Source organism: Acrocarpospora sp. B8E8 (assembly GCF_039871605.1).
In the GTDB taxonomy this organism is placed as follows: domain Bacteria; phylum Actinomycetota; class Actinomycetes; order Streptosporangiales; family Streptosporangiaceae; genus Acrocarpospora; species Acrocarpospora macrocephala.
Map to the genome: position 1 here is coordinate 61,553 of NZ_JBDPLV010000034.1, position 16,108 is coordinate 77,660.

A 16,108-nucleotide genomic window follows, 5' to 3' on the forward strand; every position below is an offset into this window, starting at 1 on the left:
AACATCTCATCCCTTCATACAACGCTTGACGTAAGCATCACGGAGGTCGAGAGAGCGCTCCCTCGGCCTCTGGCTCGTCACGCCGTCCGTACTTGATAGGCAGGTCGATGAGTAAACATCCGTCACCAATTGCGCAGACTTCTCGCGCTTTCTACCTCGGTGGTGCTGGCGGCTGGTCATGGCCTGCGCGGACAGGGCGGGCGCGGTCGCCAGTCTGGGCACGGTGGGTCGTTCGGCACGAGCGTCATCAACAACTACCCTGACCTGCTGTAAAGCCCGGTAAGGCCGTCGGCGGGCGGTCTCGTGTGTGGGATCGCTCGCGCCGTCGTGTCAAGGCTTCTGGGATCCTCACATCATTCTCATGACGAAAGTGCAGGCCGTTTCCTTGACATGTCCGATAAGTCATGAATCGTAATGAAATATGCGTGAATGCTTGACCGGTGTCTGAGTCGAAACCTAGCCTGCCAGTGGCGTGGGAGCGTTCCCATTTGCACCAATGGAACGGGGAGCGCGGGTTCGTGTTGTCCGTGGGGATAACAACCCTTTTGGGGATGGGCAACCCCTGGGAATGACGACGCAGCGCGAAGTTAACGATCTCACCCGGAGCATTTGTGACCAGTCTCTCCCCGGCCAAACAGGCTCTGCTCGCCCAACGCCTTCAGCGTCGAACCGCCGCAACCACGATCACGCCCCGCCCACCTGGGACGATCCCGCCGCTCTCGCGGGCGCAGGAACGGCTGTGGTTCCTGGAGCAGTACCGGCCTGGCACCACGGCGTACACGATCCCGTTCATGGTCCGGCTGGGCGGTGATCTTGACGCTAACGCCTTCGCGCGGGCGGTGGAGGAGGTCACCCGCCGCCACGAGAGTCTGCGGATGCGGTTCGTCACCTCCGAGGATGGGCTGCCGAGCCTGGTCATCGATGAGGAGCCGTCGACGGGGTTTCGGCTGGTCGACGCCGGGTCCGACGAGGAAGCTCGGGCGCTGATCAGCGAGGAGTTGGCCAGGACCTTCGACCTGTCCGCCGGAGGGCTGCTACGGGTGTTGTTGATCCGCCGGGCGGCGGATGATCATGTGCTGCTGTTCGCCGCGCATCACTCGATCACCGATGGGTGGTCGGGGGAGATCCTGCTGCGGGAGTTGATCGCCCTGCATGCGGCTTTCCGGGAGGGCCGGGAGTCGCCGCTCCGGCCGCTGGCCGTGCAGTATGGCGACCATTCGATCTGGCAGCGGGCCCGGGAGGGCACTCCGGCGTACCAGAAGGATCTTGCTTTCTGGCGGGACAAGCTGGTGGGGGTGCCGCCGCTGGAGTTGCCCACCGACTTTCCGCGTCCGGCCGAGCAGACGACGGCCGGGCGGGATTTCAAGTTCCATCTGGATGCCCAGGTGGGTGGCGCGATCACCGCGTTGAGTGCTTTTCATGGGGCGACGCCGTACATGGTGTTGCTGGCCGCGCTGCAGGTCTTGCTGGCGCGGTGGTCGGGGCAGCGGGACTTCGCGGTGGGGACGCCGGTCAGCGGGCGGGGCCTGCCGGAGCTGGACGGTATGGCGGGGATGTTTGTGAACACCCTTGCCATGCGGGCGGATCTGTCTGGTGATCCGTCCTTCGCCGAGTTTCTTATCCGGGTACGGGATGCGTGTCTCGACGCGTACTCCCATCAGGAGTTGCCGTTCGATCAGCTGGTCAACGAGCTGAAGGTCGAGCGGGACGTCAGCAGGTCCGCGGTGTTCCAGGTGATGTTCGCGCTGCAGAACTACGTGCCGCCGGACGCGGGGACGCTCGGGCTTGAAGTGTCCTCGTTCCGGGCGGATATCGCGGTGAGCCGGTTCGATCTGGCGCTGTACCTGTGGGAGGGCGGGGAGGAGTTCGACGGGCTTTTCATCTTTAATCCGGATCTGTTCAGGGAGGAGACGATCGCCAGGATGGCGTCCTCGCTGGGGACGCTGCTGCGGGCGATCGTGGACGATCCGTATACGCGGTTGTCCGAGTTGGAGTGGGTTTCTGCGGGGGAGCGTTCTCATGTGCTCGGGCTGGGGTCGTCTTCGGTTCCGCGGTCGTTGGAGAGCGGGCTGCTGCACGAGGTTCTCGTTCGGCGGGATGATCCCGCGGTCGTTTTCGACTCCCAGGTCCTGACATATACCGAACTCGATCGGCGGGCGAATCGGCTGGCGCATCGGCTTCGCGATGGTGGGGTACGGCCGGGCGATCGCGTTGCGGTGTGTCTGGAGCAGTCGGCGGAGCTGGCTGTGGCGTTGCTGGGGGTGCTCAAGTCGGGGGCGGCGTATGTGCCGCTTGATCCGGAGCAGCCGGATGATCGGCTCGCGTACATGATCGGCGATGCGGGAATTCGTATCGCGGTGACGGAACGGTCCCTTCCGGGGGGCGTTACCGAGATCGCTCCTTCTGCGGATGACTGGCCGGATAGTCCTGTGGACAGTGGGGCCCGGCCGTCTGACCTGGCGTACGTGATCTACACCTCGGGGACCACCGGGCGGCCCAAGGGGGTCGCGGTGCAGCACCGGGAGGTTCTGGTCTATCTGGCTGGGGTGCACGAGCGCTTCGCGGTCGAACCGGGGGGTGTGTTCGCGCTGCCGCAGTCGCTGGCCTTCGACTTCGGCGTCACCGTGTTCTACCTGTCGCTGATGACCGGGGGCACTCTCCACCTGATCCCTCCGAAGACCGCCGCCCCCGATTTATGCGAATATTTCGCCTGGGCCAGGCCGGACTATCTCAAGATCACGCCCTCGCATCTGGCCGCGCTCCTGGCCGAAGCCGAACCCGCCGAGCTGCTTCCCGCCAAGCTCCTGATCCTCGGCGGCGAAGCCGCCACCGTCGGCTGGGCCAGCGAACTCGCCACGGCAGGGCGCTGCGCGGTCGTCAACCACTACGGCCCCACCGAGACCACGGTCGGCGTCACCACCTTCCCCGTCCCAGCCGAACGCGTCGACAGCCAGGCCAGCCTCCCCATCGGCCGCCCGCTCCCCGGCGCGCGGGTATATGTCCTGGACGAGCGCATGCGCCCGGTCCCCGCCGGAGTCCCCGGCGAGATCTACCTGGGCGGCGACCGGCTCGCCCGCGGCTACCTCGGTCGCCCGGCGCTCACCGCCGAGAAGTTCCTCCCCGACCCGTACGGCGCCGCGGGTGCCCGCATGTACCGCACCGGCGACCTCGGCCGCTGGTCCCACGACGGCGTGCTCCAATTCCTCGGCCGCCGCGACCTCCAGGTCAAGGTCCGCGGCTACCGCGTCGAACTCGCCGAAGTCGAAACCGTCCTGGCCGAACACCCTGCGATCGCCCAGGCCGTCGTCGAACTCCGCGACCAGCGCCTAGCCGCCTACCTGGTCGGCTCCGATCCGCTACCCACCCCTGAGTTACGTTCCTGGCTCAAGCAGCGGTTACCGGACTACATGGTTCCCGTCCGCTCCATCTGGCTCGACCAGATGCCGCTCAAATCCCACGGCAAGGTCGACCGTGCCGCCCTCCCCGACCCCACCGACACCCGCCCCGACGAAGGCACCCTCACCCCACCCGAAACCCCCGTAGAAGAGACCATCGCCGCAATCTGGGCCTCCGTCCTCGGCCTCGAACGCGTCGGCGTCTTAGACGACTTCTTCGACCTAGGCGGCCATTCCCTGCTGGCCATGCAAGTGGTCGCCCGAATGCGCAAGGCCGACCATCCAGTCACGCTAATGGAGCTCTTCAAACACCCAACCGTCCGTGAACTCGCCCATCTGGTTGAATCCGGCGGCGAAGGCTCAACCGGCTTACTCCACCGCCTCACCCCCGCCCGCCCCACCACCGCCACCGTCATATGCGCCCCCTACGGCGGCGGCAGCGCCATCATCTACAAACCGCTCGCCGACGCCCTCCCCCCAGACTGGGCCCTCCTCTCCATCGCCGTCCCCGGCCACGAACTAGGCGAAGAACCCCAATCTCTCCTGGACGTCGCCGAAACCTGCGCCACCGAAATCCTCGCCACCGTCCAGGGCCCCATCGTCCTGTACGGCCACTGCGGCGTCGGCACCACCCTCTGTGCCGAACTATCCCGCCGCCTCGAATCCGCAGGCCGCCCCGTCGAAGCCATCTACTTAGGCGGCGTCTTCCCCTTCGCCCGCCCCCGCAGCCCCTTCGCCCGCCTCGCCGAATGGCTCGAAGACATCGGCGGCGACCAAGCCCGAATCAACAACCTCGTCGCCGCCGGCCTGGACGTCTCCGAATTCGAACAAGAAGAACTCCAACTCATCGTCCGCAACCGCCGCCGCGGCACCCGAGAAGCCGAACGCTACTTCGCCCACCTCTTCGAACAAGGCGCCACCCTCCTCTCCGCCCCCGTCATCGCCGTAGCCGGCGAACGCGACCCCGTCGTCGAGTTCTACCAGGAGCGCTACCGCGAATGGCACTGCCTCTCCCCCGTAGCCGCCTGCGTAGTCCTAGACGAAGCCGCCCACTACTTCCTCAAATACCGCGCCCCCGAACTAGCCACCATCATCACCACCACTCACCCCGCCCTCTCCTCCGGAGACACGGCAGCTCTCGAACGCCGTACCGGCACAGAAACCTGGTGGCTTGAGGGTGTCTCTCGGTCCGAAGAGCCCAAAGCCATCGACGAGGTCGCGATTACCGCGGAAGTAACCGGGCCGCCACCCAGTATGCGGCGGTTCCTGGTTCTCGCGGCGGGGCAGCTTGTTTCGATGACCGGGTCGGCGTTGACCGAGTTCGCGATTCCGATCTGGATTTATCTGACCACGGGGTCACTGGCGAACTTCGCCTTGTTCTCGGTGCTGGGGCTGGTGCCGGGGCTGCTGGTCGCGCCGTTGGCGGGGACCGTTGTTGACCGGTTCAACCGGCGGGTGGTGCTGATTGTCAGTGATGTCGCGGCCGGGTCCACGCAGCTCATGCTGGGGCTGCTGGTCTGGACGGGGAATCTGGAGATCTGGCATATCTATCCGCTGCTGGTGTCGCTTTCCATAGCGCTCACATTCCAGCGGGTGGCGTACAGTTCGGCGATTCCGCAGCTGGTGCCCAAGCGCTATCTCGGGCACGCCAACGGAGTGGTCGGAATGGCCACCGGTGTCGCTCAGCTTGTCGTTCCGCTGGCCGCCGCCGGGTTGCTCTCGGTGGTGGGGCTCGGCGGGATTCTCGCCATCGATGTGGCGAGCTACACGGTGGCCATCATCATCGTGCTGATCATCCGGTTCCCCAAGACGATGCCGTGGAAACGACGGGAAAGCGTCCTCACCGAGATGGTCCAGGGGTTCCGATACACCTGGGGGCATCTCGGAATCAGGCGCATGCTGCTGTTCTTCGCGGTGGTCAACCTGTTCATGTCGCCGATGTTCCTGCTGGTGTCGCCGCTGACCCTGTCCTTCGCGGAACTCGGCGACGTCGGGCGGGTCACATTCTTCGGCGGGCTTGGCATCTTCCTCGGCGGCCTGACCATGACCTTCTGGGGCGGCCCCAGGCGCCTGCGCATGCGCGGTCAGATCCTCTCAACCCTGACGCTCGCGTGTTTCGCGTTCGTCGTCGGATTGCAGGAACATCTGGTGCCGATCGCCATCGGCATCTTCGGCATGTTCGCCTCACTGACAATCCTCAACGGCATCTACGCCACGATCATCCAGGTCAAGGTCCCGCAGCGCTTCCACGGCCGGGTATTCGCCCTCAACCAGCTAGTCGCGTTCTCCACGCTCCCGATCGGGTTCGGCTTAGTCGCGCCTTACGGCACGGCGCTGTTCGAGCCCATGTTCCTGCCGGACGGCCTGCTCGCCGACACGGTCGGCGCGGTGATCGGCACCGGAGAAGGGCGCGGGATCGCGTTCATGTACATCCTCTTCGCCGTCCTGATGGCGCTCACCGTGCTGGTGGGCACCCGGATGAAGGGACTTTGGAACTTCGACTACACGGTTCCGGACGCCATCCCCGATGACGTCATTGGGTTCGAAGCACTTCGTACCAAATCGCGCAGCACGGAGGAACAGTGAACGAACAGCAGGTCATGCGGCTCTGGAGCGAGATTCTCGGGGTGCCGGTCACCTCGCCGGAGGACGACTTCTTCGACCTGGGCGGGCAGTCGCTCGCGATGGTGCAGTTCCTGGCGCGGGTGGAGAGCGAGTTCGGCGTCGCGCTGCCGATCGAGGTGCTGTTCGCGGGGGATCTGACGGTCGCGGGCGCGGCGCGGGCGGTCGAGGAGTGCCCGGACAGCGAGCTGGAGGACGTCGCGGGCCTGCTCGCCGAGGTGGATCGGCTCCCGGGCGGCGAGATCAGGGCGCTGCTGGGCGGGAAGGACCGCACGTGGCACGAGTGATCATGTCCACGCACGGCAGCCATGGCGACGTGCTGCCGTTCGTGGCGCTCGGGCGGGTGCTGCGCGGGCGCGGCCACGAGGTGGAAATCCTGACGCATGCGCCGTTCGCCCCGATCGTCGAACAGGCAGGCATGACGTTCACCGCCATCGACACCACCGAGGAGTACGACCGCAACCTGGCGGACACCCCGCCCTTGCTGGCCTCCGGCCTGGACCGCTGGCGCGCGTACTACGAACGCAACAACCTCTTCAACCAGCTCAAATTCGAAGCAGACCACCTGATCGAGCGATATATCCCGGGAAAGACGGTCTTCGTCGGCCGGCACACCACCTCGATCTCCGCTCTATTCGCCGGCGAGGCCCTGGACGCGCCGACCGCGTGGGTGGCGGTGACCCCGATTCAGTACATGTCCGAACGTGGCATCGCCCACATGTACGCCCGCACGATGAACGACCACCTGGACGGCATCCGAGCCGACCTCGGCCTCCCTCCGGTGGGCGATTGGACCGCTTGGTTCGCTTCCGCGCACCTGGACGTCGCCCTCTGGCCGGAGTGGTTCGACCGCGCCGGAACCCCCGCCCCCCGCCGGGTCCGGCTGACCGGCGCCCCGCTCGGGGACGAGACCGACATGCCGGAAATGCCTGCCGAGGCCACCGAACTGCTCAACCAGGACGCCGTATTGGTCACCGGTGGCACCGGTCGGATGTTGCATCGCCGCTTCTACGAGGTCGCCGTCGAGGCGTGCCGGTTGGTCGGGCGTCCGGCCCTGCTTGTCGTACGGCATCGGGATCTGGTTCCGGAGAAGTTGCCCGAAGGAATGCGGTGGTTCCCCCGGTTGCCGTTTCCCGAGGTCATGCCGGGCGTCGGGGCGGTGCTGCACCATGGCGGGATCGGGACGCTCATCCGGGCGGCCACGGCGGGGACGCCGCAGGTCGTACTGGCTCATGGGTTCGACCGGTCGGAGAACGGCGCGCGGCTGGCGGCGGCCAAGCTCGGGTCATGGTTGCCGGAATCGCGATGGACTGCCGAGGAGACCGCGTCCCTGCTGGCGGCCGCGCTGGCCCAGCCGCGACCGGCAGTGCCCGCCGATCACGGCCTGGCGGCAGCCGCCGAGGCTATCGAAGGGCTGATCGGAAGCGCGAATTCGTATTCGGCGCGGCATTTGCTCACCCGGGCCGAGCAACTCGCGCTCGGCCGCCGCTTGAGAACTGGAGTGAAGGAATGACCCCGGCTCAGCTCCGCGTCTGGTTCCTGCAGCAGTTCGACCCGGAGGACGCCTCCTTCAACCTCCACCGGGTCCGGCGGCTCACCGGCGCCCTGGACCCCGAGGCGCTGAACCGCGCGATCACCGCCGTCGCCGCCCGCCACGAGCCGCTGCGCACCCGCTTCCCCGACGTCGACGGCAGCCCGATCCGCCTCGTCGAGCCGCCCGAGCCCGTTCAGATCGAGTGGATCGACCTGACCGACGCCGCGGACGGCGAGGCCGAACGTCTGGTCGCGGAGCGGACCAATACCCCGTTCAATCTGATGCGGGACCTGCCGTTCCGGGCGACCGTACTGAAGCTGGCCGCGGACATGCACGTGCTGGTGCTGGTCATGCACCATCTCGCCGCCGACGGCTGGTCGCTCGACGTGCTGATGGATGATCTCGCCCTGTTCTATACCGGGCAGGAGCCGAAACCCCTCACGATCACCGCGCAGGAACATGTCGAGCGGACGCCGGACGTGGATCCGAAGGAACTGGCGTACTGGCTGGACCGGTTGGCCGACCCGCCGACGCTGGAACTGCCCGCCGACCGCGCCCGGCCCGCCGAACGCCTCGGGTACGGCGCGCAGATCGACTTCAGGATCGACGCCGCGCTCACCGCCGAACTGGCGGAATTGGCCCGGCGTGAGCGGTGCACGCTCTTCGCCGTCGTCCTGGCCGCTTACCAGGTGCTGCTCGCCCGGCACAGCGGCCAGGACGATCTCACCGTCGGCGTACCCGAAGCCGGGAGGGACGGGGACGCGGTCCGCGCCCTGGTCGGGAACCTGTCCGGGATGCTGGTGCTACGCGGCGATCTGTCCGGCGATCCGAGTTTCCGCGAGCTGCTGAAGCGGACCAGGACCGCCCTGCTGGGCGCGATGGCCCGGCGAACCGTGCCGTTCGAGCGGCTGGTGGACGAGCTGGACATCGGCCGGGATCTCAGCGTCACCCCGTTCTACCAGACCACGCTGACCCTGCATCCGCGGGAGCTGGAGCGCGACCAGCGGTTCGGCGGCCTGCTGGCGACGCCGTTCCCGCACGGCTGGCGCTGGGTGGTGTGCGACCTGACCGTGGACCTGTGGTGGGCCGGCGACGACAGCGGCGACCTGGCCGCGGTGGCCCGCTACAACACCGAACTCTTCGAGGCCTCCACGATCACGGCGTTGTTCGACCGCTTCCAGGTCCTGCTGCGCGGCATCGCCGCCGATCCCAGCACGCCGATCTCCAAGCTGCCCCTCATGGACGCCACCGAACACAACCGCCTGGCCGTCGAGTGGAACGCCACCACCCGCCCGCTGCCGCGGCCCGCCACGCTGCTGAACCTCTTCCAAGCCCAGGTGGTACGGACCCCGGACGCGATCGCCGCCTCCGACACGCGAAACACCCTCACCTACCACGAACTCGACGCCGCCGCCGACCGGGTCGCCTCCCGGCTCATGGCCGAAGGAGCCGGGCGAGGATCAGTGGTCGCCATCTGCCTCGAACGCTCGGTGTTCCTCCTACCCGCCCTGCTCGGCGTCCTGAAATCCGGAGCGGCCTATATCCCGATAGACCCGGAAAATCCGCCCGCACGAATCACCTACATGCTGAACGACTCCAACGCCACCCTCGCCCTCGCCGCCCTCCACCTCCGCGACCGCCTCCCTAACGACCTGAAGATCGTCCTCCTCCCCGACGCATTAACGGCAAAGCCCACCGAAAGCGGCCGCGCGTCGATGACGGCATCCTCCGAGGCGTTCGCGACGACCGCGCAAGCGGCGGTATCCGTAGGGCTGTCTGCTGTGGGCGAGCAAGATGCGGGATCGGGCGAGTTGTTCGCTGCGAGTGTGCACGCGGCGGTACCCGCCGACCCGTCTGCGGCAAGTGGGCCGGATGACCCGGCCTACCTGCTCTACACCTCAGGTTCGACCGGGCGGCCGAAGGGTGTCGCCATTCAGCACTCCGCGCTCGCCAACTTGCTGATCGGCATGACCGATCTATTCGGTTCCGAGCCGGATCAGGTGTGGATGGTGCTGTCCTCGGTCTCCTTCGACATCTCCGCGCTGGAGCTCTACTTGCCGCTGATCGGCGGTGGCCGGGCCATCATCGTCGATCGTGACACCTCGGTCGACGGAGCCGCCCAGATCGCGTTGATCAAGGACACCGGGATCAACCACATCCAGGCCACTCCCTCCGGCTGGCGTGTCCTGATCGACGCCGGATTCTCCGACCCCACCATCACCGGCCTGGTCGGCGGCGAAGCCCTCCCCGACGAACTCTCCCGCGACCTGCGCCCCCGCCTGGGCCGCCTGGTCAACGTGTACGGCCCGACCGAGACCACGATCTGGTCCACCACCTGGGAGGTCCCGGCCGAACCCGCCGAACCCCGAATCGGCCGCCCAATCGCCAACACTCAGGTGTACATCCTCGACAAACACGGCGGAATCACCCCCACCTTCGTCGCCGGAGAACTCCTGATCGGCGGCGCGGGAGTAGCCAGCGGCTACCACGGCCGCATGGACCTCACCGCCGACCGCTTCATCCCCGACCCTTTCGGGAAACCCGGCGCCCGCCTCTACCGCACCGGCGACCGCGCCCGCTGGCGCCCCGACGGCCAGCTCGAATTCCTCGGCCGCCTCGACAACCAGATCAAGGTCCGCGGCTTCCGCGTCGAGCCGGGCGAAGTCGAAGCCGCCATCCTCACCTGCCCCGGCGTCGACCAGGCGGCGGTCGTCGCCCGAGGCGACATCCTGGTCGGCTACATCGTCGGCGAAGTCGACATCGCCGACCTCCGCGACCACCTCGAACGAACCCTCCCGCAGTACATGATGCCCGCCCTCTGGACCCGCCTCCCCACCCTCCCACTCACCATCAGCGGCAAGGTCGACCGCAAGAGCCTCCCCGACCCCATCCCCGAACGCGCCGACACCTACGTCGAACCCCGCACCGACGCCGAACGCTTGGTCGCCGACATCTGGGCCGAAGTCCTAGGCCTCGAACGCGTCGGCGCCCACGACGACTTCTTCACCGTCGGCGGCCACTCCTTGATCGCCGTCCGCGTCGCCGCCCGCCTCCGCGCCACCATCGACCTGGACGTCCCCATCCGCAACCTCTTCACCCGCCGTACGGTCGCCGACCTGGCCCGCACCATCGAGGACCTCATCACCGCCGAACTCACCAACCTCACCGAGGAGGAAGCCACCCGCCTGACCGGCGCTCATGATTGAGGAGAAGGCGGCGCTCAGAACGTGTAGCGCAGGAGACGTCCGGCGTCCCGGAGGCCGGGAATTCGTGCCATCACCCACATGCCGACGCGTGCGGCAGGGGGGAACTCCGCCAGTCCGGTCAATTCCGTGCTGCTCAGTGCTGTCACGCATTTCAGGCCCGGATGCCAGGCCTCCAGCTCGTACGGGTCATCGATGGCCCAATACAGCCTGGCCCCGGCATTACGGATAGCTGGAATCTAGCGCTGCAATCGAATCCCCATGCTCCCGTAGGAGTCGAATAGCAGCTCCCCCGAGGGGAATCTTGCGGTGAGTCGCTGGATGAGGGATTTACCCTGGTCGTTGCGGAGATACATGGACAAGCCTTCAAAGACGACCGCAGTGGGCCTGTCGGCGGGCACTTCTGTCAGCCATTCTTCGTCGGTCACTGAGGTCGCGATCATGCGATAGTCACCGGAAGGGCGTAGAAGCAGGCGATCCCGCAGCTCCAGAACCTCGGGATAGTCCACGTCGATCCATCGGATGGTGGACGACCGATCCAGCCGCTGCACCCTGGTGTCCAGCCCACACGCAAGATGCAGCACGGTCGCATCCGGGTGCGCGCCGAGAAACTCCTTGGTCCAGTTGTCCAACTGCCTGGCCCGCAGGGCAACCACCGCCGCCGTCATCGCGTTGATTCCAGTCCAGCGGAAGTCGTAATCGATCCGCTCAACCGCCCGCGCCGCCTCCTGGTCATTCAGGATGGGGCGTTTGGCCCGGCTGTCGACTGCCCGGGCGTACAGGGTGGCCAGCATGGTCTCCGGCGAGCCGGTGAGAGTGATCTTCTCTCGGTCCATGAAACCATTTTGTCATTGGGCCTTATAGAAGCAGGTCAGACGCCTGGAGCCAGTGGGTGTCCCACCGTGGAGCCTTCCGGTCCAGGTTGATCTTGTGGTTAGGCCCTGGCTCCACGGCCTTTCTGGTGCAAGACGTTCGTCCGCGAAGGGGACGGGATGCCAGGTCACGGCAGGTTGTAGCGAGCTCTGATGGTTCTGGCCTCATCCTCGGTTACCTGGCGGGGAGCTCGGGACAGGGAGTGGTGCAGGTCGGCGAGGATGCGATCGCCTGAGGTGCGGACTCGGGTGCGCAGGTGGGCGAGTTGCTCGCCGAACAGCTTGGCGGCAGGTCCGGTCCAGACTTTCCCCGATTGAAAGGCCTCGCATGGCCGCCCGAGGTCTCTTTCGGTCGCCTGGATCAACGATTCCACCGTCCGGAGCGTGTCCTGTAGCGCCACGTGAAGCGGATTGGGCACCATCTGCGCCACCTGGTTCAGCCCTTCTTCGCCGGGGAGGGCGACGGAGGAGCGGCCGCGATGATCAGTTCCGGGCCGATCAGCTTCATCAACGCCACCGCATCGGCCGCCGGATCACGCCCTTGGGGGCTCCGAACAATGTTGATGATCAGCGCTGCTTGGCCGCGGACCAGCGCCGCCTTCGCAGCGGTATACCCTTCGTGATCGGAGCCTTTATCGTGTTGATACGAGAAATAGAAACCATCCCCGTCTGGGACGATCTGCGGCAAGCGTTTCGCGCCAAGGCGAACTTCCTCGTCGACGTTTTCCAACGGGGACATGGGGGTCAGCAACACATCCATGACCTCCAACTTTTCCCCAGTCGGCTCGTAGACAGTGCAGGACCCGTGACCGTACCCTTCAGGGCCGGGCAGCACGAAAGAGCCTCGGACGAGCGGATCATGCAGCCCTGTCATCCGCTCCACGGCCAGCGTCGGTATGCGGTCACAGACATAAGGCGGCGCGGCCACGGCAGGCAATGGTGTCTTGTCTACCGCTTCGGTGTCTTCTGGGCCGCACCCGGTAATTGATATCAACACGCACGTCAGGGCCGCTATGGCGGTAACTGGCCTCCGGTTCCTCATTGAAATTTGGCGAACCCTCCGGAGAAGCCGATGTCCAGGTCTCTCTTGATATCCAACCATGTCTTGCTCGAATCGTTCTGATAGAGCCACATGCGGTACTCGTCATAGGCGGCGGGGTTCCCGTCCGTGGCGTTCAGCATCTCCCGACGGGTCATCAGCGTCTTCCCGTCGTCCTTCAGGAAGTTGCTCGGTGCCGTCCGGGGATCCTGCCCGGGCTGGAGATCGGTGAGCGAAGCCCACGGATGGGTCTTGGCCGGTGGGTCGGCGGAACCGAACAGGCCATGGTTGAGCATTGCCTGGGCGGCGAGTTGATGGATGAGGAATTGGGTTTCTTCCACCGACGTGTTCGCTATGCGCACAGCCTTCTCTCTCGCATCCCCCTTGGCGGCGTCCTCAATGGCTCCGGTCCACGCTCCGACGACACCGGAGGTGATGGGCCAACTCGCGGTCTGCGGAATCGCCAGCCCGGTGTTGACCAGCGCCATCAGAGCCCTCATGTTTCGCTCCTGCGCCTCGTCCCGTTCCTGGCCTTCCCTGATGCGGGCTATCCCCGCGGCGTTCGTGATGAAGCCGAAGCCCCTGCCGATCGTGTTCGCGTTGACTACGAACAACGAGATATTGCCGCTGGCCGCCATCTCGCTGGCACTGTGGTCGATCAACTTGTTCGCCCATACCGTTTCGGCGCCGGCCACGGCCAGGAAAGCCTTTTCGTCATCCTGGAAGGACTGCTCCATCACAATCCGCAAATCGTTGGTCCTGAATCTGGCGCCCCAACTCTCGCGCTCCGGAAGAAGCGGGCTGTCTCCCCCAAACACGCCGAGGGTTTCATCCGTATCGGTGGATGCGACCCGGCTGACGTCCGTGATGTAGCCAGCAAGGATGGTGCCGACGGCGGTGGGGGTGATTTTGGGCGGGTCTCCTGCCCTGATCCGTTCGGATTCCAGATGAATGAGTTCGGACGTGAGTTTCGCCGACAGGTATCCACGTGAGGGGTGTTCCGCCGATCCGTCATGGTCGCGGAAGGTCAACGTGGCCGCTTCCAGGGCTGCGCTGAGCGCTTTTCCGTCGCCTACTCTGAGGCCGGTCATATAACGCTTCAGAGCTGTGGGATCTTGGGTGAAGAAATCCTGAGCCGCCGCTGGGTCCCGGGCCAGCGCGGTCATCACCCCCACCATGGAATCCCTGAACGCCCCCGGGGAAACCACCGCTGGTTCGTCCGACCGCAGCGGTTGATGGATCTTGGCGTCGATCTTTCTGGCCACATCCAAGAGGAAAGCGGCGTCGAAAGTGCCGTGCGCCAGCGCCCTGGAGAGCGCGTAGTGTCTGCCGGAAAGATCGGCGGTGAGTTCGTTTCGCCAGGCGGTGCTCAGCCGAGGGCTGGCGGTGGCCAGTGCCTTGCCTAGGGCTGCTTGCAGGCGCTGTGCGTTGGCGTCGTCGGCAGGGTCGGTGGTCTTCGCGAGTAGGTCATGAAATGTGCGCGTGCCGAGGGCGTACATCAGAGTGGTGGAGAAGACGGGATCGGTGATTCGCTTCTCCAGCGCGGTGAGGGACTTTTCGGTGATCTGCCCATCGCGCGTGGTCTCATCGAGAGCCATGGCTGCGGCGTAGACCTCGGGATCGTTGGCGGCCTTGTTGTAGAGCCCTTCGTCGAAAGCGGTCAGTCCGCTCGTCGGGCCGGATCCCGGGCCCCAGTCCAGGCGGACGGCCTGGATGGTCTCGTTCCGCCTGCGGAGTTCGGGTCTCTTGCTGCTGATCCAGTTCTGCAGTTCGCGCAGGGCAGCTAAGCCGGATGTGTCCAGGTCCAGCCTGGTCAACGCCCGCCGGATGTGCAGTTCGTTCGCGCTCAGCGTGTTCCCCGCCCGGCCCAGGCCCTTTTCGAATTCGTCCATCAGCTTGGGGTCGATCCCCGAGAAATCCCAGTCGACTACGTTACGCGGGGGGGCCGGGGGCTGCTGTGGGCGCGGCGACGGCTTTGGTGAGGGCTGCGTCATCGGGCCTCCGACGCGATCGGATGCGCACGGGAACTTCAGACTACATAGATCACACCTTCTTTCTGCTGGTTTTCGGGAGAGAGGCACGTTTACAGCGTCGACGACTGTGAGCCCTCCCTATTGGGTTTGTGGCGCAGACAGCCCGCCAAGGAATCGGTTCATTCATAAGTCTCGATTTGGCTGATGAAAAATTCGTCAGAGAGACGGCGCGGAGGGCCCCGGGCGGGGCCGCTTGATGGGCTGCCCGACCGGGGCCGACGTTGACCGAAAATCGATTACTTCACCGAATAGGAGTGGGCGCCTGTGCCTGCCAAGTTTCCCTTTTCGACGATCAGGTATTCGTCGCGGATAGGGGTGCCGTCCAGCCAGCATTCGAGGATTTCGCGGGTGCCGGCGGCGTAGCGAGCTTGGGCGGACAGGGAGGAGCCGGAGATGTGCGGAGTCATGCCGTGGTGGGGCATGGTGCGCCACGGATGGTCGGCGGGGGCCGGTTGGGGGAACCAGACGTCTCCGGCGTAACCGGCCAGTTGGCCGCTCTCCAGGGCGCGGACCACAGCGTCGCGGTCGGCGATTTTCGCGCGGGCGGTGTTGATCAGGTAGGCGCCGCGCTTCATGGTGCCGATCAGGGTGTCGTTGAACATGCCCTCGGTCTCCGGGTGCAGCGGGGCGTTGATGGTGACGACGTCGCAGTGCGGGACCATGGCCGCGGCGCTCTCGTGGAAGGTGAGGTTGAGCTCCTCCTCGACCTCGCGGGGCAGCCGGTAGCGGTCGGTGTAGTGCAGGTGCACGTCGAACGGGTGCAGTCGGCGCAGGACCCCGAGGCCGATCCGCCCGGCGGCCACGGTGCCGACGTGCATGCCCTCCAGGTCGTACGACCGGGACACGCAGTCCGCGATGTTCCAGCCCCCCTTCAGCACGGTCTCGTACGACGGCAGATAGTTGCGCACCAGCGAAAGGATCATCATGGCCACGTGCTCGGCCACCGAGATGCTGTTGCAGTAGGTGACCTCGGCGACCGTGATGTTGTGCGCGATGGCCGCGTCCAGGTCCACGTGGTCGGAGCCGATCCCGGCGGTGATGGCCAGCTTCAGCTTCGGCGCCCTGGCGATGCGTTCCGCCGTCAGGTACGCGGGCCAGAACGGCTGCGAGATCACCACATCGGCGTCGACGAGCTCCTGGTCGAACACCGAGCCCTCGCGGTCCTTGTCGGATGTGACGACGAGCGTGTGACCCTGGCTCTCCAGGAACGACCGCAGGCCGAGCTCACCGGAGACGCTGCCGAGCAGCTGGCCGGGGGTGAAGTCGATGCCCTTCGGGGTCGGGAGGGTCTGGCCGCCGGGGTAGTGGTCGATGTGCGGAAGGTCGTCGCGGGCGTACGCCGAGGGATAGCCGTCGACCGGGTCGTCGTACAGAACGCACAGGATTTTCGCCATGGGTTTGCTCCTAAAG

Annotated in this window: 9 protein-coding genes; 4 read left to right on the forward strand and 5 right to left on the reverse strand. The window is 66.0% G+C overall.

What is annotated here, in order from left to right:
* Positions 1-611: 611 nt before the first annotated feature.
* From ABGB08_RS29475 to ABGB08_RS29490, 4 genes are read left to right on the forward strand one after another with little or no spacing between them, the layout of a single operon-like run.
* Positions 612-5,981 carry an amino acid adenylation domain-containing protein gene (locus ABGB08_RS29475; RefSeq protein ID WP_347596340.1) on the forward strand — a complete coding sequence of 1,790 codons (5,370 nt, stop codon included), beginning with the start codon at positions 612-614 and terminating at the stop codon, positions 5,979-5,981.
* Complete coding sequence (locus tag ABGB08_RS29480) at positions 5,978-6,304, forward strand: phosphopantetheine-binding protein (protein WP_347596343.1); 327 nt, start codon at positions 5,978-5,980, stop codon at positions 6,302-6,304. Before ABGB08_RS29475 ends, ABGB08_RS29480 begins: the two co-directional genes overlap by 4 nt.
* Positions 6,292-7,530, forward strand: a complete 1,239-nt coding sequence (locus ABGB08_RS29485; protein WP_347596346.1) for a nucleotide disphospho-sugar-binding domain-containing protein — start codon at positions 6,292-6,294, stop codon at positions 7,528-7,530. Before ABGB08_RS29480 ends, ABGB08_RS29485 begins: the two co-directional genes overlap by 13 nt.
* Positions 7,527-10,757 (forward strand): amino acid adenylation domain-containing protein, encoded by a 3,231-nt coding sequence (locus ABGB08_RS29490; protein ID WP_347596349.1) that lies wholly within the window; start codon positions 7,527-7,529, stop codon positions 10,755-10,757. Before ABGB08_RS29485 ends, ABGB08_RS29490 begins: the two co-directional genes overlap by 4 nt.
* Before the next feature lie 236 nt (positions 10,758-10,993).
* On the opposite strand, the gene ABGB08_RS29495 is transcribed toward ABGB08_RS29490, so the two are convergent.
* The 5 genes from ABGB08_RS29495 to ABGB08_RS29515 all read right to left on the reverse strand — a co-directional run bounded on the left by ABGB08_RS29495 (position 10,994) and on the right by ABGB08_RS29515 (position 16,092).
* Entirely contained in the window at positions 10,994-11,590 is a 597-nt protein-coding gene (locus ABGB08_RS29495; RefSeq protein WP_347596352.1) for a class I SAM-dependent methyltransferase, read from the reverse strand.
* 164 nt (positions 11,591-11,754) lie between these two features.
* Positions 11,755-12,000 (reverse strand): hypothetical protein, encoded by a 246-nt coding sequence (locus tag ABGB08_RS29500; RefSeq protein ID WP_155354467.1) that lies wholly within the window; start codon positions 11,998-12,000, stop codon positions 11,755-11,757.
* A 62-nt stretch (positions 12,001-12,062) separates the two neighbouring features.
* Entirely contained in the window at positions 12,063-12,554 is a 492-nt protein-coding gene (locus ABGB08_RS29505) for a hypothetical protein (protein WP_347596355.1), read from the reverse strand.
* A gap of 110 nt (positions 12,555-12,664) precedes the next feature.
* Positions 12,665-14,557, reverse strand: a complete 1,893-nt coding sequence (locus ABGB08_RS29510) for a DUF6571 family protein (RefSeq protein WP_347596358.1) — start codon at positions 14,555-14,557, stop codon at positions 12,665-12,667.
* Positions 14,558-14,934: 377 nt separating this feature from the next.
* Positions 14,935-16,092 (reverse strand): NAD-dependent formate dehydrogenase, encoded by a 1,158-nt coding sequence (locus tag ABGB08_RS29515; protein WP_347596361.1) that lies wholly within the window; start codon positions 16,090-16,092, stop codon positions 14,935-14,937.
* Between the last annotated feature and the right edge of the window lie 16 nt (positions 16,093-16,108).